Raw genomic sequence first — 22,069 nt, forward strand, 5'->3', positions numbered from 1 at the left:
TCGCGAGGAAATCCTTCGCGGATTATTAGTTTTTACGAATCGGATTGTTTGAAAATAATTATAGAAAAAAAGCTATCATTTTCGATAGCTTTTTTCTGTTTCGTCTTTGTAGTTGTTTTTACTATGTTCAACTTGGAAGGGAGAAATACGTTGTGAGTAAAAGATTAGCGGTTCATGGTAACGATGATTGCTTTTTCCGGATTTGACGTGGATGAAGAGAACGAATGCCCAGACCATTACGGCAGGTAAGAAGAGAATGAGCCATATCATGTGTCCACACCTCGATACGATATATTTTCTACACTTTGAACATACTATTCTTATATGAAGGAATGATGAACGGTGTGTAAACAAAAAAATAATATTTGGTAAAAATATGTTGTTGACTATAGATGAGCTGAAGAGTGGAGCGGTAATGATCTGTTTATTGTGTAGCATTTTGAAAAAGTAAGGAATGTTTTTTAGGAAGTGGTCTTGCCAATTTTGTGTGAAACTTGGTATTATTACTAGGTAATAAATTTTTATTGAAATAATATTTTTACAGGAGTTTCGATTTATTATAAAGAAATATAAATTGGAATGTTTAAAAAATTTATCGTAAGATGGAAATAGCAATTATTTCTATTAGTAAATGAAATGCATTTTCTAATAGAGTACATCGTATTTTTACAGTCAATCTAGTTTTAGTGACGATAATCTGTAAAAACGGGACAAACAAGAGTATGGGAGTGGATTTTACATGTTTAAAATTCAAGAAGTTCGTGAATTAATTAAATTAATTGATAGCTCTAATATTGATGAATTTGAATACAAAAAAGATGGTACGACAATCAAAATGAAAAAGCGTGGCAACGAAGTTGTTGCGGTGCAAGCACCTGTAGCAAAACAAGTCGTGCAACCAGTAGCACCTGTTGAAGTTGAAACAACGGTAGCGGCAGCACAAGTGGAAGTACCAAAACAAGAAGAGCAAAAAGTGGCTCAAAATGAAAACCTACATAAAATTACATCACCGATGGTAGGTACATTCTATTCTTCATCTTCGCCTGATACACCTGCATATGTAAGTGTAGGAGACAGAGTATCGAAAGATTCTATCGTATGCATTGTCGAGGCTATGAAGTTATTTAACGAAATCGATGCAGATGTAGATGGTGAAATTGTTGAGATTCTTGTTAATAATGGACAGCTTGTTGAGTATGGACAACCGCTATTTCTTGTAAAAGCGTAATAAGGGAGTCTTTGTGATGATAAAAAAAGTATTAATAGCCAATCGTGGGGAAATTGCTGTACGAATTATTCGTGCTTGTAAAGAAATGGATATTGAAACGGTCGCAATTTATTCAGAAGCAGATAAAGAGTCACTTCACGTACAAATTGCCGATGAGGCGTATTGTGTAGGGCCAACGATTTCGAAAGAAAGCTATTTAAATTTGACGAACATTATTAGTGTTGCGAAGTTAACAGGCTGTGATGCTATTCATCCGGGATACGGATTTTTAGCAGAGAATGCAGATTTTGCAGAGCTATGCCGTGAATGTAACTTGATTTTTATCGGTCCAAGTCCAGAAGCTATTTCAAAGATGGGCACAAAAGACGTTGCTCGTGATACAATGAAAGAAGCAGGGGTTCCGATTGTACCAGGTTCACAAGGGATTATTAAAAATACCGAAGAAGCGATCGAGCTTGCTAATCAAATTGGATATCCAGTTATTATTAAAGCGACTGCAGGTGGCGGTGGAAAAGGTATTCGTGTTGCACGCCATGAAGAAGAGCTTGTAAAAGGAATTCAAATTACACAGCAAGAAGCTAGTACCGCTTTTGGGAACCCTGGTGTATACTTAGAAAAGTACGTTGAAGATTTCCGCCATGTTGAGATTCAAATAATGGCAGATACACATGGAAATGCCATTCATTTAGGAGAGCGTGATTGTACAATTCAGCGCCGCTTGCAAAAATTACTAGAAGAAAGTCCGTCACCTGCACTTGATGAAAATGTTCGCAAGCAGATGGGTGATGCGGCAGTTAAAGCGGCGGTAGCGGTTGATTATACAGGTGCTGGTACGGTTGAGTTTATTTATGAATATAGAACGAAAAGCTTTTATTTCATGGAGATGAATACGAGAATTCAAGTTGAACATCCAGTTACCGAAATGGTAACAGGGATGGATTTAATTAAAGAACAAATTCGTGTTGCTTCTGGAGAAAAGTTATCGTTACAGCAAGAAGAAGTACAATTTAATGGTTGGGCAATTGAATGCCGAATTAATGCGGAAAACCCTGCCAAAAAATTTATGCCATCTCCAGGTAAAGTAGAAATGTACTTGCCACCAGGCGGATTTGGTATTCGCGTCGATTCAGCTGTATATCCGGGATATTCAATCCCACCTTTCTATGATTCGATGGTTGCTAAATTAATTGTTCACGGAAAAACACGTGAAGAGGCAATTGCAAAAATGAAGCGTGCACTCAGTGAGTTTGTCATTGAAGGCGTACATACAACAATTCCGTTCCATTTGCAATTGCTAGATCATCCTGATTTTGTAAAAGGTGAGTTTAATACGAAATTTTTGGAAGAGCATGAACTTGTGACGCAGTGATACATTAAAGGAGGTTTTTTTCATGGCTGAACATATGTTAGATATGGGTCAAGATACAACTCTTGGTAAAGTAGAAATTGCACCAGAAGTAATTGAAGTAATCGCAGGTATTGCAGCTGCTGAGGTAGAAGGTGTAGCGGCAATGCGTGGCAATTTTGCTACAGATGTTGTTGAGAAGTTAGGTAAGAAAAATCATGGTAAAGGTGTAAAGGTTGAGTTAGCAAACGAAGATATTATCGTTGACCTTTATGTTGTGATGTATTTTGGCGTAGCAATTCCAGTTGTTGCACAAAAGATTCAAGACAACATCCGCCAGGCACTCTTTACAATGACAGGGCTTGAGCCAAAAGAAGTGAATGTTCACATCGTTGGCGTAACATTCGAAACACAGAAAACAGAAATCGAACCAGTGTAAGAATGAAAAAGGTGCCTAGTAACATAGGCATCTTTTTTATCGTTTCATTTCTTCACAAATTAAAATCCTCTAATTATTATACTATTTCAAAAAATAAGAAATCAAAAAGAAGATGTTTCGTTTTTCCAAAAAACGTACATTGTGATAAGATATGGAACTTGAAGTTAATCTTTTTATTATTTTTCAGCCTTGTAACCCGTGTGTGAAACGATAAATTGTGTTATTATCATTGTATTATAAGGTTGGAAAATCAATGAAAACTGTAAGAGTAAGTGAATTGACGGCTTATAAATTATAATAATATAACAAAGCATAAGGAAAGACTTGAAGCATAAAGGAGAGTTACAATGAAACGTAGGACGGCTAGAGAAAGAGCTATGCAAGCATTATACCAAATGGATATTACAGGTGAATTAGAACCGAAAGTAGCGGTGGAAAACACGCTAGATGAAGGTGAAGAAACAAATGAGTTTCTAGAATCACTTGTAGTAGGTTTTGTAGAAAATAAAGAAGTAATTGATGAAGCGATTCGTCAAAACTTAAAAAAATGGAAGCTGGAGCGTATTAGTATTGTTGATCGCAGTATTTTACGTGTAGCTGTGTATGAAATGAAATACATGGAAGAAATTCCACACAACGTAACAATTAACGAAGCGATTGAAATTGCTAAAACATTTGGGGATGAGGAATCTCGTCGTTTTATTAACGGCGTTTTATCTAATATAAAAGATACACTGTAATTTCTTTAAGGGGGAATCTTAAAATGGTAGCAGTAATCATCAAAGGAAATGAAGTTGCGGAGAAAAAACGAGCACAATTAACAGAAGAAGTTGTGAAGTTGAAAGAGCAAGGGATTGTACCAGGATTAGCAGTTATTCTAGTTGGAGAAGATCCAGCATCTCGTTCTTATGTAAAAGGAAAAGAAAAGGGCTGTGAACAAGTAGGAATCTATTCAGAGCTAATTGAATTTCCTGAAACAATTACTGAGGAGCGTTTGCTTGCTGAAATCGATCGCTTAAATGCCGATGACCGCATTAATGGCATATTAGTGCAATTACCTTTACCAAAACATATTGAAGAAAAAGCTATCATTGAAAGAATTTCACCAGAAAAAGATGTAGATGGATTTCACCCAATCAGCGTGGGACGTATGATGACGGGACAAGATACATTCCTTCCATGTACACCGCACGGTATTGTAGAATTAGTAAAAGAAACAAATCTTGATATCTCGGGAAAACATGTCGTAGTAATTGGAAGAAGTAATATTGTCGGCAAGCCAGTGGGACAATTGTTCTTAAATGAAAATGCAACTGTCACATACTGTCATTCTAAGACGCAAAATATGAAAGAGTTATCGAAGTTAGCTGATATTTTAATCGTAGCAGTTGGACGACCAAAGATGATAACAGCTGATTATATAAAAGAAGGAGCGGTTGTAATCGACGTTGGTGTAAATCGTTTAGAAACAGGCAAACTTTGTGGTGATGTTGATTTTGACAACGTGTTAGATGTTGCGGGTTACATTACACCTGTGCCAAAAGGCGTTGGTCCAATGACGATCACAATGCTTCTTCATAATACTGTTGAATCTGCTAAACGTGCAGGTGTCGTTTGTAAATAATTTGAGTCGGCTATGAGGAGAGAGAAATGGAAAAACAATATTTAACCGTTACAGCGTTAACACGCTATATAAAAACAAAAATAGAATATGATCCGCATTTGCAGTCTGTTTGGTTAAAAGGTGAAATTTCCAACTTTAAAAATCATAGTCGTGGCCACATGTACTTTACATTGAAAGATGAAAATGCAAGAATCGCAGCGGTTATGTTTGCGGGTCATAATCGTAATATTAAATTCAGACCTGAAAATGGGATGAAGGTACTTGTGAAAGGGAAAATTTCCGTTTACGAGGCGAGTGGTTCTTATCAAATTTATATTCAAGACATGCAGCCTGACGGAGTCGGAAACCTGCATTTAGCTTACGAACAATTAAAGGTTCGTTTAGAGGAAGAAGGTTTGTTTTCTCAAGTTTATAAAAAAACAATTCCTCCTTATGCTAAAACAATAGGTGTGATTACGTCGCCAACAGGGGCAGCGATTCGTGATGTTATAACAACAATTAAACGTCGTTATCCAATTGGAAATGTTATTGTGTTTCCGGTACTTGTACAGGGGGAGTCAGCAGCTCCCTCAATCGTACAAGCGATTCGTACAGCGAATGAAATGGGAGAGATAGATGTCCTAATCGTTGGGCGAGGGGGAGGCTCTATTGAAGAGTTATGGGCTTTCAATGAAGAAATGGTAGCGAGGGCAATCTTTAAGAGTGAGATCCCTATTATTTCGGCAGTAGGCCATGAAACGGACTTTACAATCGCGGATTTTGTTGCCGATTTACGTGCGCCAACACCGACTGCAGCAGCTGAGCTGGCAGCACCTAACATTATAGAGTTACAAGAAAAGGTATTACAAAGAACTCTAAGATTGCAAAGAGCAATGAGAGAGTTAGTACATAAAAAAGAAGAAAAACTACAAGTATTGCAAAAATCGTATGCGTTCCGTTATCCAAGACAAGTATATGAGCAAAAAGAAGAGCAATTAGATAGAGCGTTAGAACAGCTTGTTTTAGCGAAAGAGCGCTATATGGATAAAAAGGTAAATCAGTTAAAACAGCTTTCATTTTATTTAGAGAAGCACCACCCAGCTCAAAAAATTATGCAAACGAAGGTAGCGGTTGAAACATTGCAAAAGCAATTGCAACGTGAAATGCAAACATTACTTCAAACGAAAGAATTTGCCTTTGTAAGAGCTGCTCAAAAACTTGAAGCGTTAAGTCCGCTTAAAGTAATGATGAGAGGGTACGGGCTTGTATATGATGAAGAGAAGCAAGTGTTAAAAAGTGTGAGAGATGTCAGCCTTGGAGATGCTGTTTCAGTTCAATTACAAGATGGAATACTAGATTGTAGCGTATCAGGCATAGAGGAGCGTGAATTGAATAATGGAAAATAAATTAAGCTTTGAAGAGGCAATTTCGCAACTTGAGCACCTCGTTTCTAAGCTAGAGCAAGGTGACGTACCTTTAGAAGAAGCAATTTCTTATTTTAAAGAGGGTATGGAATTATCTAAGCTTTGTGATGAGAAGTTGAAGAACGTACAAGAACAAATGGCAGTTATTCTTGGGGAAGATGGAGAGCTTGAACCGTTTACTGCTTTAGGAGATGAAGCATAGTGACTATTGCTTTTGATACTTTTTTGAAAGAAAGTAAAACTTTCGTAGAAGAGAAGCTTGTAAGCTATGCAAATGAATTACAATGTCCAAATGTACTTCGTGAAGCGATGGCATATTCTTTGGAAGCGGGTGGAAAGCGTCTCCGCCCGTTACTTTTATTTGCGACATTACAAGCGTTTGGTAAAGACAGAAATCTTGGAATAGGTGCAGCTTGTGCTCTTGAAATGATACATACATACTCGTTAGTTCATGATGATTTACCTTGTATGGATGATGATGATTTAAGAAGAGGGAAGCCCACAAATCATAAAGTATTCGGTGAAGCGATGGCAGTTTTAGCAGGCGATGGTTTGTTGACGTATGCTTTTCAAGTTATTATGGCATATGAACAAAAGGAAATCTCTGCTGAAAAAAAAGTAAGACTTGTACTTGAGCTTGCAAAAGCGGCAGGACCAGAAGGAATGGTTGGCGGGCAAGTGGCAGATATGGAAGCTGAAGGGAAACAACTTACGATTGATGAGTTGGAGTATATTCATAAGCATAAGACTGGGAAACTACTTGAATTTGCTGTACTTGCAGGGTCGATACTTTCTGATGCCACAGAAGAACAAGAAGAAAAGTTACTTGCGTTTGCAAAATATATCGGCCTAGCTTTCCAAATTCGAGATGATATTTTAGATGTGGAAGGAACCGAAGAAGAGATTGGAAAACCGATTGGTAGTGATGTTTCCAACGAAAAGAGCACATATACGACGTTATTTACTGTAGATAGAGCAAAGGATATTTTAGAAGAAACAATTGCAAAAGCAAAAGGTGCTATTGGTTCCTTGCAATTACAAGATGAATATTTACTATCTATTTGCGATTTGATTGCAAAACGTAATAACTAATATAACAGCGTTTCCATTTGTTGAGTCATTCATCATTTTATGATATAAATGTAGGAAAAGGTTTTTCTTTTCTTGTTATTGGCAAAAATATATGTAGATTACATTGCCGTTATCACTTCGTGTTAGCGGCTATTTTTTTCATCGCCTAAAGAAATATGGTTTATAATAGGATTAGGGCGCAATAGACTGGTTAATTGCAGGACAAGGTGAAAAATAAAAAAAGATAATTTCTTGTTTTGTGTAAATGTTTTTTATAATATTTGACATGTTGACAGATTATGAAATGAAAGTGAGTGATCCATGTGGATCTAACGCAAATTCAAAACCCTAGTTTTTTGAAAGATATGTCTATCGGTGAACTAGAGGGATTGAGTGAGGATATTCGTAAGTTTTTAATTGAAGAGCTCTCTCAAACAGGTGGACATATTGCACCAAATTTAGGTGTAGTAGAACTCACAATTGCTCTGCATAAATTATTTGATAGTCCGAAAGATAAATTTTTATGGGACGTAGGACATCAATCCTATGTACATAAAATTTTAACAGGACGTGCAAAGGAATTCGGTACATTAAGGCAATATCAAGGTCTATGTGGTTTCCCAAAACGTTGCGAGAGTGAGCACGATGTATGGGAAACTGGCCATAGCTCGACATCATTATCAGCTGCAATGGGAATGGCTCTAGCACGTGATTTAAAGAAAACGAAAGAATATGTTATACCAATCATTGGAGATGGTGCTCTAACAGGCGGAATGGCTTTAGAGGCATTGAACCATATTGGACATGAAAAAACAGACATGATTGTTATTTTGAATGATAATGAAATGTCAATTGCACCAAACGTTGGTGCGCTTCATAATGTACTTGGACGTCTACGTACCGCAGGGAAATACCATTGGGTAAAAGATGAACTAGAGTATATATTAAAGAAAATCCCAGCAGTCGGTGGGAAAGTTGCTGCGACAGCAGAGAAAATAAAAGATAGTCTTAAATATTTACTAGTATCCGGTGTCTTTTTCGAAGAATTAGGCTTTACATATTTAGGCCCAGTTGATGGGCATGATTATGAAAAGTTATTCGAAACGTTGCAATATGCAAAGAAAACAAAAGGCCCAGTGCTCGTTCATGTTATTACGAAAAAAGGAAAAGGTTATAAACCAGCTGAGAGTGATGTTATTGGAACTTGGCATGGAACAGGACCTTATAAAATTGAATCAGGTGACTTCGTTAAACCGAAAGAAGTTGCACCAGCATGGAGTGCTGTTGTTAGTGATACAGTACTTAAGCTAGCGAGAACGGATGAGCGTATCGTTGCAATTACACCTGCAATGCCTGTTGGATCGAAACTTGAGAAATTCCAAAAAGAATTCCCAGATCGTATGATTGATGTAGGTATTGCAGAACAGCATGCTACAACAATGGCAGCGGGTATGGCAACGCAAGGAATGAAGCCATTCTTAGCGATTTATTCAACATTTTTACAAAGAGCATATGATCAAGTTGTTCATGATATATGCCGCCAAAATTTAAATGTCTTCATCGGAATCGATCGCTCTGGTTTAGTAGGAGCAGATGGTGAAACGCATCAAGGTGTATTTGACATCTCATTCTTACGTCATTTGCCGAATATGGTACTTATGATGCCGAAAGATGAAAATGAAGGGCAACATTTAGTATATACGGCGATGCAATATGAAGATGGACCAATCGCATTACGTTATGCGCGCGGTAATGGACTTGGTGTTCATATGGATGAAGAATTAAAGGCGATTCCAATCGGTACTTGGGAAACGTTAAAAGAAGGTACACAAGCGGCTATTTTAACATTTGGTACGACAATACCAATGGCAATGGAAGCAGCTGAGCGTCTTGAAAAGGCTGGAGTTTCAGTGAAAGTAGTGAACGCTCGCTTTATTAAACCGATGGATGAAGCATATTTACATGATCTCTTAGGGAAAAATATACCGATTTTAACGATTGAAGAAGCTTGCTTAATTGGTGGTTTTGGAACGGGAGTAGTTGAATTTGCGTCTGAGAACGGGTACCATAGTGCGTTAATTGAACGAATGGGTATTCCAGACCGTTTCATAGAGCACGGTAGTGTAACAAAATTATTGGAAGAAATTGGTTTAACGACAGATGCTGTTGTAGACCGTATTCATACAATGATTCCATCAAAACAAAAAAGGGCGTAACAAATGAGTGCAAAAAAAGAAAGAGTAGATGTACTATTAGTAGAGCGAGGACTTATAGAAACACGTGAAAAAGCAAAACGCGCCGTTATGGCCGGACTTGTATATGCGAATGAGATGAGACTTGATAAGCCAGGAGAGAAGATCCCACAAGATACAGAGATTACGGTGAAGGGACAAGTTATGCCGTATGTAAGCCGTGGTGGTTATAAACTTGAAAAGGCATTGGAGACATTTCACCTGGATTTACAAGATAAAGTTATGATAGATATTGGTTCATCAACTGGTGGCTTTACAGATTGTGCGCTTCAAAACGGAGCGAAATTATCTTATGCATTAGATGTAGGATACAATCAACTTGCGTGGAAATTGCGTCAAGATGAGCGTGTTGTCGTAATGGAACGGACAAACTTCCGTTACGTGACACCAGCAGACTTAGAACGTGGTTTACCGCAATTTGCTAGTATAGATGTTTCGTTTATATCATTAAAGCTTATACTGCCGGTTTTAAAAACAATGCTTATGCCTAATGGGGATGTAGCAGCGTTAATTAAACCACAGTTTGAAGCTGGAAGAGAGCAAGTTGGGAAAAAAGGTATCGTTCGTGATCGAAAAGTACATGAGGCTGTCGTAGAAATGATTGTCGACTTTGCTATAAAAGAAGGATACGACGTAGAAGGTTTAACATTCTCACCAATTACGGGCGGGGATGGTAATATTGAATTTTTAATTCACCTGAAATGGCATGGTGAACGTGAGAATGGCGAAAATCATTCTCCAGTTTCTGTTGAGCAAGTAGTTACAGAGGCGCATGATGTCCTAAAACAAAAAGGAAAAGGGGAATAACATATGTTGTTCCTCTTTTTGTTGTAATTGTATAATGATTGTAAAAACAATTGTGTACAAGCAACGAATTATAAGTTAACATAAATAAGTGAAGTATACCAATGTTTAAACTATGGTAAGAGATAGTGTGAGGTGCAAATGTATGAATAAAGGTCAGCGCCATATTAAAATCAGGGAAATTATTGCGAACAAAGAAATTGAAACACAAGATGAATTAGTTGATATTTTACGTAATGAGGGATTTAATGTAACGCAAGCAACAGTATCGCGCGATATTAAAGAACTGCACTTAGTGAAAGTGCCATTACATGATGGGCGCTATAAATATAGCTTGCCAGCAGATCAACGATTTAACCCGTTACAAAAATTAAAACGCAATCTAGTGGATTCATTTGTAAAATTAGACACGGCAGGACATATGCTTGTGCTAAAAACACTGCCTGGTAACGCTCATTCACTTGGAGCACTTATTGATCATTTAGAGTGGGATGAGATCATCGGAACCATCTGTGGTGATGATACTTGCTTAATTATTTGCCGTACACCTGAAGATACAGGTGTTGTCTCTGATCGTTTCTTAAATATGTTGTAAAAAAAAATCTTGTTTGCTTTCCTCTGTAAAGTGGAAAGTGAACAGGATTTTTTTATTGGTTAAAAATGTGAATTCTTAATTGTAATATAATATTTTCTTTGCATAAAATTAGAAAATAGGTGGATTGACCCGTAAAACGAATGTTTGGTACAATGGAGCGGTTAGAACAGTAATTTATACATACAAACATATAAGTATGACTATTTGAATGAAGAACTGAGAAAAGCCCTTAATAGGGGATTAGTTTATAACGAGGTGAATGGGGCATTGTTATCGGAATTATCGATTAGAAACTTTGCTATTATTGAGGCATTAAATATTTCTTTTCAAAAAGGGTTAACGGTTTTAAGTGGTGAAACAGGGGCCGGAAAATCGATTATTATTGATGCGATTAGTTTACTTGTAGGTGGCCGTGGTTCAGCGGAATTTGTTCGATACGGAACAGAAAAAGCTGAGATAGAAGGGCTATTTTATGTAGAAGATGATAAGCATCCGTGTATTGAAAAGGCAGAAGAGCTGGATATAGAAATAGAAGACGGCATGATTATTTTGAAGCGTGATATCGCTGCGAACGGAAAAAGTGTATGTCGTGTAAATGGGAAACTGGTCACCCTTAGTATATTAAAGGAAATTGGAAAAACACTTGTTGATATTCATGGGCAGCACGAAACGCAAGATTTAATGAATGAAGAGCGTCATATGTTTATGCTTGATCATTTTGATGGAGATCGCATTGTTAAACAATTGGGTATATATCAAAATGTATACGCTGACTATGAGAAATTAAAAAAACAGTTAAAATCGTTAAGTGAAAATGAACAACAAATGGCGCATCGCTTAGATTTAATTCAATTCCAGCATGAAGAAATCAGTAAGGCGGATTTAAAGATGGATGAAGAAATTGAATTAACTGAAGAACGATTGCAAATTTCTAATTTCGAAAAAATTTACAAAGCATTAGGCGATGCATATCGCTCGTTAAGTGCTGACGGACAAGGGTTAGATAATGTACGAAGCGCAATGGGACAAATGGAGAGTATTACACATTTAGATGAAGTGTATCAAGAAAATCATGATTCAATTGCAAATAGCTACTACTTATTAGAAGAAGTTGCATATCAACTTAGAGAAAAGCTCGATATGATGGAATATGATCCGAAGCGTTTAGACGAAATTGAAACGCGTTTAAATGAAATTCGTATGCTAAAGAGAAAATATGGAAATACTGTAGAAGAGATTTTAGCGTATGCTGATAAAATTGAACAAGAAATTTTTACGATTGAAAATAAAGACGTTCATATTGAAACGACGAAGAAGCAATTAAAGGAATTAGAAAGTGTTATTCTGCAAGAAGCAACTTCGTTAAGTAATATGCGTCATGAGCTTGCGGAGCATCTTACAAATGCCATTCATCAGGAATTAAAAGAATTATATATGGAGAAAACAAAATTTGAAGTGAGAATCATGAAGAGAGAAGGAAATGCTGAAGAGCCTCTTGTTGAGGGTGCCCCAGTAAGACTTACGGCGGATGGCTACGATCTTGTGGAATTTTATATTTCAACAAATCCAGGTGAGCCGCTAAAACCACTTTCAAAGGTCGCTTCTGGCGGAGAGTTATCTCGTATTATTTTAGCTTTAAAAAGCATTTTTTCTAAGCACCAAGGTGTTGCATCTGTTATTTTTGATGAAGTGGATACTGGTGTAAGTGGTCGAGTTGCACAGGCTATTGCGGAAAAAATTTATCGAGTATCAGTAAACTCGCAAGTACTTTGTATTACGCACTTACCTCAAGTAGCTTCAATGGCGGATTCACATTTATTTATTCGAAAACAAGTAGCGAATGATCGGACAATTACATCAGTTACCGTTTTAACTATGGAGGATAAAGTAACAGAAATAGCTCGAATGATTTCTGGTGTGGAAATTACAGATTTAACGACAGAACATGCGAAAGAATTACTTACGCAAGCGCATCATTTTAAACAGACAGCAGAGGCTATCCAGTAATGGATAGCTTTTTTTCTCAAATAATGATTTCTTAATTCTTCCGGTTATAAATAAAGCACTGCAAGGAGAGATTAAAAAGTGTAGCCAAGAGGCTGAATGTGGGGTAGGAGCGAGGAGAGTGAACAAATTGAGATTAGAAAGATTTCGCAAAATAATAGGTCTTTGCCTCCTTGTTTCTTTAGTTTTTATTGGGTGTTTTAAACCGCTTCGGACATTTATTTCATCCCCGAAGCAACTTGTTGTTTTTGAAGGGCAACAATCAGAAATAGCTTCATTACCAGTTTTTCAAGCTTCATCTACAGATCATCATGTGTTTACAGTAAGTTCCAATGAACAAAAACAAGGACTTATGGTAAATCCTCATCAAAATGGTGAAGCAGATATGGTGTTTCAGCTTGCTGGTTTTCCAGTGAAAAAAGTAAATGTGAAAGTATTGAAAGATTTTAAAGTTATTCCAGGTGGACAATCAATTGGTGTGAAGTTAAATACAAAAGGGGTACTTGTTGTAGGCCATCATTTAATTCAAACTGAAAAAGGGAAAGTATCTCCTGGTGAAACAGCTGGTGTGCAAATTGGAGATATGATTACTGAAATTAATGGTAAAACAATTGAAAGAATGAGTGATGTAGCACCATTTATTCATAATAGTGGTGAAACGGGTGAACCGCTTAATCTTGTTTTGTTAAGAGATGGAAAACATATCCGCACTAAGTTAACACCACAAAAAGACAGTGGAGAATCGTCTTATCGCATTGGTTTATATATTCGTGATTCGGCAGCTGGAATCGGAACAATGACATTTGTGCATCCTGATTCTATGAAATATGGGGCACTTGGTCATGTCATTTCTGATAACGATACGAAAAAGCCGATTCAAGTCGAAGATGGACAAATTATGCGTTCGACAGTTACATCAATTGAAAGAGGTAGTCATGGGAATCCAGGAGAGAAATTAGCGAGGTTCTCACCAGATCGTGAAGTGATTGGTAATATTACAATAAATAGTCCATTTGGTATATTCGGGGAATTAAATACAAATATACCAAATGGCGTAATGGATAAAGCGATGCCGATTGCACTATCTCATCAAGTGAAAGAGGGACCGGCAAAAATATTAACAGTTATTGATAAAGATAAAGTGGAAGCGTTTGATATTGAAGTTGTAAGTACAGTACCGCAAAAGTTTCCAGCGACAAAAGGCATGGTAATAAAAGTAACAGACAAACGTTTATTAGCGAAAACGGGTGGTATCGTACAAGGCATGAGCGGAAGCCCAATTGTGCAAAACGGGAAAGTAATTGGTGCTGTTACACATGTATTCGTAAATGATCCAACATCAGGATATGGTGTTCATATTGAATGGATGTTACATGAGGCTGGAATTAACATTTATGAACAAGAAAGAAAAGCGAGCTAATTATTAATTAGCTCGCTTTTCTGTTGAAAAATTCGTTGAAATTTTGTAAAAGCTCCGCAAGAGGTGTTTTTTGTTGTAAAATAAAAGAAAAGGGTTGAACGTTTCGTTGTATTTCTATGATGGAATGTGTTGCGAAAGGGAATAAATGAACGATAAACATATTTTTTTGTGATTTTATCGGAAAGTAACAAACTTTAAAAGGGAATTTTCACACAATTGTCGAACAATTCATGTAGCCTAGAAGGATACACATGTCGGAGAATCGATTCGGTAAGGGAGGAAAAGCTGTGGAGAAAATTAAAGTATGTCTTGTGGATGATAATAAAGAATTAGTATCAATGCTAGAGAGTTACGTAGCTGCTCAAGATGATATGGAAGTAATCGGTACTGCTTATAATGGTCAAGAGTGTTTAAATTTATTAAATGATAAGCAGCCGGATGTACTTGTTTTAGACATTATTATGCCACATTTAGATGGTTTAGCTGTACTGGAGAAAATGCGACATATTGAAAGGCTAAGACAGCCTAGCGTAATTATGTTGACAGCATTTGGACAAGAAGATGTGACGAAAAAAGCAGTTGACTTAGGTGCTTCATATTTCATATTAAAACCATTTGATATGGAGAATTTAACGAGTCATATTCGTCAAGTGAGCGGTAAGGCGAACGCTACCATTAAACGTCCACTTCCATCTTTCCGTTCAGCAACTACAATAGATGGAAAACCGAAAAACTTAGACGCGAGCATTACGAGTATCATTCATGAAATCGGTGTGCCTGCTCATATTAAAGGGTATATGTACTTAAGGGAAGCAATCTCTATGGTGTACAATGATATTGAATTACTTGGATCTATTACGAAAGTATTGTATCCAGATATCGCGAAGAAATATAATACAACAGCAAGCCGAGTCGAGCGTGCGATCCGTCACGCAATTGAAGTAGCATGGAGTCGTGGGAATATTGATTCTATTTCGTCCTTATTCGGTTATACAGTATCCATGTCAAAAGCAAAACCTACGAATTCCGAGTTCATCGCAATGGTTGCGGATAAGCTAAGACTTGAACATAAGGCTAGCTGAGAGTAAAGATAGTAAGGGATTTAGGTTTTAGTAAGGCTTAATTATTCTTTAAATTTATACTCGATATTAAATGTAAAACCAATGAACTTTTTATTTAATGACCAATGAATTTTAGAATTCGTTGGTCTTTTTATTTTGCTGAGAAAAAGAGGGGGAAGTAATATCAATTTTATCGAAATTATTTGGATAGATGAAAATGGCTTGTTTGATATTGTAGAAATAAACCCTGTTTTTAGTAATATTACATATAAGTGAGTTTTTTATAAGACAATTAAATAGGTATGGATAGGGAGAAGGGGAATGAAAAATAAAATATTAACTTGGCTAGGAATAGTAGCAGCTATGGGAGTCCTTGCTGTTGCAGTTACATTTACATTTGGAATGTTAGAACTTGCCGATAATCCAGTAGATAAAGAAGTGAATGCTCAAATAGATAAAAAAGAAGATCCAACGATAGTAGGTAGAGAGGTAGATGGAGTCTTTGTTGATGTGTATGTTACTGAAAATTCTACTGAAAGCGAAGTTATTACAGTGATGCATCACATGACTCATCAAAAAGTAGTGGCAGAACGAAAATCAGAATCCATTCCAATGATTCAAAATAATGCTGAAAAATTAAAAAAATCATAAATAAGAGTAGCTTTGCGAAAAAAAATGAGCTTTTAGAGATTGCTGATAGATGGGCGAAAAAAGATTTTGGTCAAATTGTAGAAGATCACAATTATTTCTCGGATGCCCAAGAAGGTAGCACTTGTAAAGCCACTAGAGCGATGGATGCGGTAGAAGAGCAATATTATATTTTAACTACATTCGGGGAGGAAAAAGCGAAAGAACTATACGATTCAGGAGATGCTCCGCACGTTCAATAAAAAATAATATGAAGGGCTTCTAGTTTTATTATTACCTTGCTTTAAGGGCGCAATGGGTACTTGTGAATAAATATTTTTCTTTCTTTATGAATTGTAACAAAAAAGAAGATATATCATCATTATTAAATGATGAAGTGAAGGCCAAATCGCATCGTAGTACATCTGTTAAAGGATTTTAGCAGGGAAGTCATCCGTGATATAATAGAAATAATAAAAAGCCCTGCAAAACAGGACTGTATTATTCTTCGTCTTTATTTTGTTTTTCTAATTCAACTAACTTTTGAATTAAAATGTGCTGCGGCATATGCATAAGTTGTTCAAGTGGAACACCTAATGCTTTTGATAGGCGGACTGCAGTGTCTGGAGAAATTTGTAATGGTCTCATAGAAGTACCTCCTTTTTCGTATAGTATAGCATAAGATTGGGGGAGTGAGGATGACTCTTATATTTGCACATCGTGGTGCAGCGGGAACGTACCCAGAAAATACAATGATTTCATTTGAAGCAGCTGAATCTTTTAGAGCAGATGGAATTGAGCTCGATGTTCAATTAACGAAAGATGGAAAAGTTGTCGTCATTCATGATGAAACAGTGGACCGGACAACAAATGGAAAAGGTGCGGTTCGTAATTATTTATATGAGGATTTATGTAAATTAGATGCGAGCTATAAATTCGGTGATAAAGTAGGTTTTTGTAAAATACCTCTTTTAGAAGAGGTGTTAGAATGGATTGATAAAACAGAGTTGCTACTTAATATTGAACTTAAAAATAATAAAATTCCATACAGAGGTTTAGAGGAAGAAGTTATAACGTTTGTACGGAAATATAATCTAGAAGATCGTGTTATATTTTCCTCATTTAATCACTACAGTATGAAAAGGTGTCATATGATGGCTCCTGATATTCAAACAGCGATTTTATATCGCGAAGGTTTGCATAGTCCATGGGCATATGCGAAAAAAATGGGCGCTACAGCAGTGCACCCTAATTATCGTTATCTTCAAGATGCTGTTGCTGAATTAACGATGGAAAGTGGTGTAGAGGTTCGGCCCTATACAATAAATGAAGAAACGCTTATGCGTAAATATTTTGATATGAATATTTCGGCGATTATTACTGATTACCCCGAAACAGCAAGAATGTTATTGCCAATAAAAAAATGAGACCGCGTGTAACGGTCTCATTTTTTATTTATAAATAGTGGGACCTTCCTACCTTCTAAAGCGAGCTTGTACTTTATTTCGTTTACGGTCTCGGTGTAAGACGAAGCCTCCGAAGATATAAAACCCAAGCCCGAAGCAGAGAGCGCCAATTAAAAATTGTAACCACAGTATAGAGAGTGGAGGGAATAGAATCCCGAATACAGTATCTCTCATTAACTTAATGCCAAACACAGCTAATGAAACAGGGATGAGTGCTAATGATAGAGCAAGGTAACGCTGCATATAAACGCTCCTTTTCGGATTATTTTGTTTATTTCAATGATGTTATATGAAAAGGGGGTTTGTCAAGAGGGGGCTGAACGAGTAAGATAAGGGTGTGAAAAATTTTGCAGAGATACTTCGAGAGGAAGTGTAATATATGAAACAAAAAGTTTTAATTGTTGGTGCAGGTGAAGGTGGCAGTACACTGCTGAATCTGTTGCAAAGTTCGAATATATTTCAAATTATAGGGATTATTGATATAAATCCGATAGCGAAGGGATTACAAATGGCTAAGGAATACGGGGTTACGATTGGAGAGAGTGTAACGCCGTTTCTTTCTATGCATATTGATGTAATGTTTGATATGACGGGTGATGATGATTTACATAAAGTTTTATTAAAGAAAAAGCATAAAGATACTCTTCTTATACCGGGTGACATTGCGAAAATTGTTACGAGATTAGCGCATGAGAAGGAAGGTTTAATTGGAAAGTTAGAAGAACAGACGCAGCAAGGGGATTTAATTTTAAATTCTACGCATGACGGTATGATTGTGATTGATCGAGAGGGACAAGTACGCCTATTTAATAAAAGTGCAGAGCGTATTATCGGATATAAAAAAGAAGATGCGGTAGGGAAATATATTTTAGAAGTTATTCCGACTAGTAAGTTGCTTCGTATTATACGTACGAAACAAATAGAAGTAAATTATGAACTGACATTAGAGAATGAAAAGAAAATTATTACAACTCGTATTCCAATATTAAAAGAGGGAGGAGAGGTACAAGGGGCATTTGCGATTTTTAAAGATATAACAGAGGTTGTAGATCTTGCGGAAGAAGTTACAGATTTAAAGGAGATTCAAACGTTACTTGAGGCGATTATCAACTCGTCTGAGGAAGCAATTTCGGTCGTGGATGAAAAGGGAAGAGGGTTAGTAATTAACCCTGCGTATACGAAATTAACAGGTTTAACAGAAGAGGACATTATTGGGAAACCGGCTACAACTGATATTGTAGAAGGTGAAAGTATGCATATGAAAGTACTTCGAACGCGTAGGGCGGTACGCGGAATACATATGAAGATTGGACAAAAGAAGCGTGATGTAATTGTAAACGTAGCGCCAGTTATAGTGGATGGGATATTGAAAGGAAGCGTTGGTGTAATTCGTGACGTATCAGAAATTCAAAAGTTAACAAATGAATTGAATAGGGCAAGGCAAATTATTCGAACGTTAGAAGCGAAATATTCATTTGATGACATTGTCGGAAATTCAGATGAAACAACGGCTGCTATTGAGCAGGCGAAACTTGGGGCGAATACACCAGCAACAGTATTACTACGAGGGGAATCTGGAACTGGTAAAGAATTGTTTGCACATGCAATTCATAATGGAAGTAATCGAAAATATAATAAATTCGTCCGGGTAAACTGTGCTGCTATTTCCGAGACTTTATTAGAAAGTGAATTATTCGGTTATGAGGAAGGTGCATTCTCAGGAGCAAAAAGAGGCGGAAAACGAGGTTTTTTTGAGGAAGCGAATAACGGTAGTATCTTTTTAGATGAAATAGGAGAATTGTCTGCAAATACGCAAGCGAAACTCCTTCGCGTGTTGCAAGAAAAAGAAATTGTAAAAGTGGGTGGAACGAAAGCGATACCTATAAATGTCCGGGTAATTGCAGCAACACATGTGAATTTAGAAAAGGGCATTCTAGAAGGAGAGTTTAGAGAGGATTTATATTATCGATTAAATAAAATTCCAATTCAAATTCCGTCTCTTCGTCAGCGAAAAGGAGATATACCGGCAATTGCAGACAGATTGATTCAAAAAATTAACCAAGATTATGGCCGGAATGTAGAGGGGCTCACTGATTCGGCTATTTCATATTTACAATCATATGAATGGCCAGGGAATGTGAGGGAGCTTGAAAACATTTTAGGACGAGCTATTATCTTTATGAATTATAACGAAATATATATTGATGTCCATCATTTACCACCTTTACATACAGAAGAGCAGACTGAGGTAAAACAAAATAACTTATTACCTGAATTAGAGGAAAAGCCACTTGAACATTTAGTGACAGAGTTTGAAGGGCATATCATTCATGAATGTTTAGAGAGGTTTGATGGAAATAAAACAAAAACTGCAAGAGCGTTAGGAATTTCGGTTCGAAATTTATATTACAAGCTAGAAAAGTATGAGTGTGCAAAAAATAGCATGCAATAAATTGCGTACCGTGCAATTTATTGCATGGTATACAAAATGCGACAAAATAAGACAGAATGTTTTGTTATTTTCCAAAGTATTGATTTTACTGCATTTTGAATGCGTTTTCATTATTGGTAAGACCACTTTTAAAAGTTGGCACGGTATTTGCTTTATAAATAGACGAGGGACGACGGAAAGGGTTGATTACAAAATATGAAGTTAGAACACTTAATTGATCAAGCAGCAGGACAGCCTAAAAAAACTGTGGCTGTAGCAGTAGCTGAAGATCATGAAGTAATTGAAGCTGTAGCGAAAGCAATTAAATTACAGCTAGCTCAATTTCGTCTATATGGAAATCAAGAAAAAATAATGGGGATGCTACAAGAACATGGTTTACAAACTTCAGAACACATTGAAGTGATTGCAGCAGCGTCAAGTGCTGAGGCTGCAGAACTTTCTGTTAAAGCTGTAAGAAATGGCGAAGCAGATGTTCTTATGAAGGGAAACATCCCAACAGCAAATATTTTGAAAGCTGTATTAAATAAAGAGTGGGGACTTCGTAAAGGTAGCGTACTTTCACACGTTGCAGCATTTGAAGTTCCAAATTACGATCGTCTTATCTTTGTTACAGATGCAGCGATGAACATTGCACCTGATGTAACACAAAAAGCTGCTATTATACAGAATACTGTAGAAGTTGCCCAGGCAATAGGAATAGATTTGCCAAAGGTAGCACCAATTGCAGCGGTAGAGGTTGTGAATCCTGCGATGCAAGCGACAATTGATGCAGCGATGTTAACTCAAATGAATCGCCGCGGACAAATTAAAAATTGTGTCGTTGATGGACCACTTGCTTTAGATAATGCAGTATCACAAATTGCAGCAGAACATAAAGGCATAGTAAGTGATGTAGCAGGTAAGGCAGACATTTTACTCGTCCCAACGATTGAAGCTGGAAATGTGCTATACAAATCACTCGTATACTTTGCGGATGCAAAGGTAGGAGCTATGATTGCTGGCGCAAAAGCACCGATTGTTTTAACATCTCGTGCTGATTCAGCAGAAACAAAAGTATATTCATTAGCATTGGCAGTTACGACTGCTTCAAAATAAACCAAACAGGGTAAAACACTAGGGGGAAACGACAATGACATTAGAAATCTTCGAATACTTAGAAAAATATGATTATGAGCAAGTAGTATTTTGTCAAGATAAAGAATCTGGTTTAAAAGCAATCATTGCAATTCATGATACAACACTTGGACCAGCTCTTGGTGGAACAAGAATGTGGACATATGATTCTGAAGAAGCGGCGATTGAAGATGCATTGCGTCTTGCAAAAGGGATGACATACAAAAACGCAGCAGCTGGCTTAAACTTAGGTGGTGCGAAAACAGTAATTATCGGTGATCCACGTAAAGATAAGAGCGAAGCGATGTTCCGTGCATTAGGACGATACATTCAAGGACTAAACGGACGTTACATTACAGCTGAAGATGTTGGTACAACAGTAGATGATATGGATATTATTCACGAAGAAACTGATTTTGTAACAGGTATTTCACCATCATTCGGTTCTTCTGGTAACCCATCTCCAGTAACCGCATACGGTGTTTATCGTGGTATGAAAGCAGCGGCGAAAGAGGCTTTCGGTACTGATAATTTAGAAGGAAAAGTAATTGCCGTTCAAGGTGTTGGTAACGTAGCGTATCACCTATGCAAACATTTACATGCTGAAGGAGCAAAATTAATCGTTACAGATATTAATAAAGAAGCTGTACAACGCGCGGTAGAAGAATTCGGTGCATCAGCAGTTGAGCCAAATGAAATTTACGGTGTTGAATGTGATATTTACGCACCATGTGCATTAGGCGCAACAGTTAATGACGAAACTATTCCACAACTTAAAGCAAAAGTAATCGCAGGTTCTGCAAATAACCAATTAAAAGAAAATCGTCACGGCGACATGATTCATGAAATGGGTATTGTATACGCACCAGACTATGTTATTAATGCTGGTGGTGTAATTAACGTAGCAGACGAATTATATGGATACAATAGAGAACGTGCACTAAAACGTGTTGAGTCTATTTATGACACAATTGCAAAAGTAATCGAAATTTCAAAACGTGATGGCATAGCAACTTATGTAGCAGCAGATCGTCTAGCTGAAGAGCGCATTGCAAGTTTGAAAAACTCTCGTAGCACATACTTACGCAACGGTCATGACATTATTAGCCGTCGCTAATCATTCATATATAACTTTTACAAAAGGTGTGGTTACCTCTTATGAGGT

At 36.9% G+C, this 22,069-nt stretch carries 21 protein-coding genes and 1 pseudogene; 19 read left to right on the forward strand and 3 right to left on the reverse strand.

Going from position 1 to position 22,069, the window contains the following annotated elements:
* Nucleotides 1-75: 75 nt before the first annotated feature.
* Entirely contained in the window at nt 76-270 is a 195-nt protein-coding gene (locus MKO96_RS09915) for a DNA recombination protein RecO (protein WP_240587418.1), read from the reverse strand.
* A 469-nt stretch (nt 271-739) separates the two neighbouring features.
* Here MKO96_RS09915 and accB point away from each other — a divergent pair, with 469 nt between their 5' ends.
* The 15 genes and pseudogenes from accB to MKO96_RS09990 all read left to right on the forward strand — a co-directional run bounded on the left by accB (nt 740) and on the right by MKO96_RS09990 (nt 16,136).
* The gene (gene accB, locus MKO96_RS09920; protein WP_097808956.1) at nt 740-1,228 is read left to right on the forward strand and encodes an acetyl-CoA carboxylase biotin carboxyl carrier protein; all 489 of its coding nucleotides are present in this window, start codon (nt 740-742) and stop codon (nt 1,226-1,228) included.
* Nucleotides 1,229-1,244: 16 nt separating this feature from the next.
* On the forward strand, nt 1,245-2,597 hold the full coding sequence (gene accC, locus MKO96_RS09925) for an acetyl-CoA carboxylase biotin carboxylase subunit (RefSeq protein WP_000592872.1): 1,353 nt from the start codon (nt 1,245-1,247) through the stop codon (nt 2,595-2,597).
* A 22-nt stretch (nt 2,598-2,619) separates the two neighbouring features.
* Nucleotides 2,620-3,012, forward strand: coding sequence for an Asp23/Gls24 family envelope stress response protein (locus tag MKO96_RS09930; RefSeq protein ID WP_000807630.1), 393 nt, complete (start codon nt 2,620-2,622; stop codon nt 3,010-3,012).
* Nucleotides 3,013-3,359: 347 nt separating this feature from the next.
* Nucleotides 3,360-3,752 carry a N utilization substance protein NusB gene (gene nusB / locus MKO96_RS09935; protein WP_000830249.1) on the forward strand — a complete coding sequence of 131 codons (393 nt, stop codon included), beginning with the start codon at nt 3,360-3,362 and terminating at the stop codon, nt 3,750-3,752.
* Nucleotides 3,753-3,775: 23 nt separating this feature from the next.
* Nucleotides 3,776-4,636 carry a bifunctional methylenetetrahydrofolate dehydrogenase/methenyltetrahydrofolate cyclohydrolase FolD gene (gene folD / locus MKO96_RS09940; RefSeq protein ID WP_087981864.1) on the forward strand — a complete coding sequence of 287 codons (861 nt, stop codon included), beginning with the start codon at nt 3,776-3,778 and terminating at the stop codon, nt 4,634-4,636.
* Nucleotides 4,637-4,662: 26 nt separating this feature from the next.
* Entirely contained in the window at nt 4,663-6,021 is a 1,359-nt protein-coding gene (gene xseA, locus MKO96_RS09945) for an exodeoxyribonuclease VII large subunit (RefSeq protein WP_240587419.1), read from the forward strand.
* Complete coding sequence (xseB, locus tag MKO96_RS09950) at nt 6,011-6,241, forward strand: exodeoxyribonuclease VII small subunit (protein ID WP_000428423.1); 231 nt, start codon at nt 6,011-6,013, stop codon at nt 6,239-6,241. Before xseA ends, xseB begins: the two co-directional genes overlap by 11 nt.
* Nucleotides 6,241-7,131 (forward strand): (2E,6E)-farnesyl diphosphate synthase, encoded by an 891-nt coding sequence (ispA, locus tag MKO96_RS09955; RefSeq protein ID WP_087981860.1) that lies wholly within the window; start codon nt 6,241-6,243, stop codon nt 7,129-7,131. Before xseB ends, ispA begins: the two co-directional genes overlap by 1 nt.
* Nucleotides 7,132-7,433: 302 nt before the next feature.
* On the forward strand, nt 7,434-9,326 hold the full coding sequence (gene dxs, locus MKO96_RS09960; protein ID WP_046956368.1) for a 1-deoxy-D-xylulose-5-phosphate synthase: 1,893 nt from the start codon (nt 7,434-7,436) through the stop codon (nt 9,324-9,326).
* Nucleotides 9,327-9,329: 3 nt separating this feature from the next.
* Nucleotides 9,330-10,169 (forward strand): TlyA family RNA methyltransferase, encoded by an 840-nt coding sequence (locus MKO96_RS09965; protein ID WP_001274751.1) that lies wholly within the window; start codon nt 9,330-9,332, stop codon nt 10,167-10,169.
* 142 nt (nt 10,170-10,311) lie between these two features.
* The gene (gene argR, locus MKO96_RS09970) at nt 10,312-10,761 is read left to right on the forward strand and encodes an arginine repressor ArgR (protein WP_001032581.1); all 450 of its coding nucleotides are present in this window, start codon (nt 10,312-10,314) and stop codon (nt 10,759-10,761) included.
* A gap of 267 nt (nt 10,762-11,028) precedes the next feature.
* Nucleotides 11,029-12,768 carry a DNA repair protein RecN gene (recN, locus tag MKO96_RS09975; protein WP_240587420.1) on the forward strand — a complete coding sequence of 580 codons (1,740 nt, stop codon included), beginning with the start codon at nt 11,029-11,031 and terminating at the stop codon, nt 12,766-12,768.
* A 118-nt stretch (nt 12,769-12,886) separates the two neighbouring features.
* Nucleotides 12,887-14,185: a SpoIVB peptidase gene (spoIVB, locus tag MKO96_RS09980; protein WP_240587421.1), complete on the forward strand. Its 1,299-nt coding sequence runs from the start codon at nt 12,887-12,889 to the stop codon at nt 14,183-14,185.
* A gap of 287 nt (nt 14,186-14,472) precedes the next feature.
* Nucleotides 14,473-15,267 (forward strand): sporulation transcription factor Spo0A, encoded by a 795-nt coding sequence (gene spo0A / locus MKO96_RS09985; protein WP_033656399.1) that lies wholly within the window; start codon nt 14,473-14,475, stop codon nt 15,265-15,267.
* Nucleotides 15,268-15,567: 300 nt separating this feature from the next.
* Nucleotides 15,568-16,136 (forward strand): annotated as a pseudogene (locus MKO96_RS09990) (PRK06770 family protein).
* A 238-nt stretch (nt 16,137-16,374) separates the two neighbouring features.
* Here MKO96_RS09990 and MKO96_RS09995 read toward each other — a convergent pair.
* A complete protein-coding gene (locus tag MKO96_RS09995; protein WP_001247671.1) occupies nt 16,375-16,521 on the reverse strand; it encodes a YycC family protein in 147 nt (48 codons plus the stop codon).
* Between the two features lie 50 nt (nt 16,522-16,571).
* On the opposite strand from MKO96_RS09995, the gene MKO96_RS10000 reads away from it, so the two are divergent.
* Nucleotides 16,572-17,300, forward strand: coding sequence for a glycerophosphodiester phosphodiesterase (locus tag MKO96_RS10000; protein ID WP_087981851.1), 729 nt, complete (start codon nt 16,572-16,574; stop codon nt 17,298-17,300).
* Nucleotides 17,301-17,348: 48 nt separating this feature from the next.
* Here the strand turns inward: MKO96_RS10000 and MKO96_RS10005 are convergent, their stop codons facing one another.
* Nucleotides 17,349-17,582: a DUF2627 domain-containing protein gene (locus tag MKO96_RS10005; RefSeq protein ID WP_240587422.1), complete on the reverse strand. Its 234-nt coding sequence runs from the start codon at nt 17,580-17,582 to the stop codon at nt 17,349-17,351.
* Between the two features lie 136 nt (nt 17,583-17,718).
* On the opposite strand from MKO96_RS10005, the gene MKO96_RS10010 reads away from it, so the two are divergent.
* The 3 genes from MKO96_RS10010 to MKO96_RS10020 all read left to right on the forward strand — a co-directional run bounded on the left by MKO96_RS10010 (nt 17,719) and on the right by MKO96_RS10020 (nt 22,021).
* Complete coding sequence (locus tag MKO96_RS10010) at nt 17,719-19,791, forward strand: sigma-54 interaction domain-containing protein (protein WP_087981850.1); 2,073 nt, start codon at nt 17,719-17,721, stop codon at nt 19,789-19,791.
* Nucleotides 19,792-19,986: 195 nt separating this feature from the next.
* Nucleotides 19,987-20,886: a phosphate butyryltransferase gene (gene yqiS / locus MKO96_RS10015; protein ID WP_088048131.1), complete on the forward strand. Its 900-nt coding sequence runs from the start codon at nt 19,987-19,989 to the stop codon at nt 20,884-20,886.
* A gap of 34 nt (nt 20,887-20,920) precedes the next feature.
* A complete protein-coding gene (locus MKO96_RS10020; protein ID WP_000171359.1) occupies nt 20,921-22,021 on the forward strand; it encodes a leucine dehydrogenase in 1,101 nt (366 codons plus the stop codon).
* The last annotated feature ends 48 nt before the right edge of the window (nt 22,022-22,069 follow it).

The sequence above is a fragment of the Bacillus sp. ES1-5 genome (assembly GCF_022487605.1).
Taxonomy (GTDB): domain Bacteria; phylum Bacillota; class Bacilli; order Bacillales; family Bacillaceae_G; genus Bacillus_A; species Bacillus_A wiedmannii.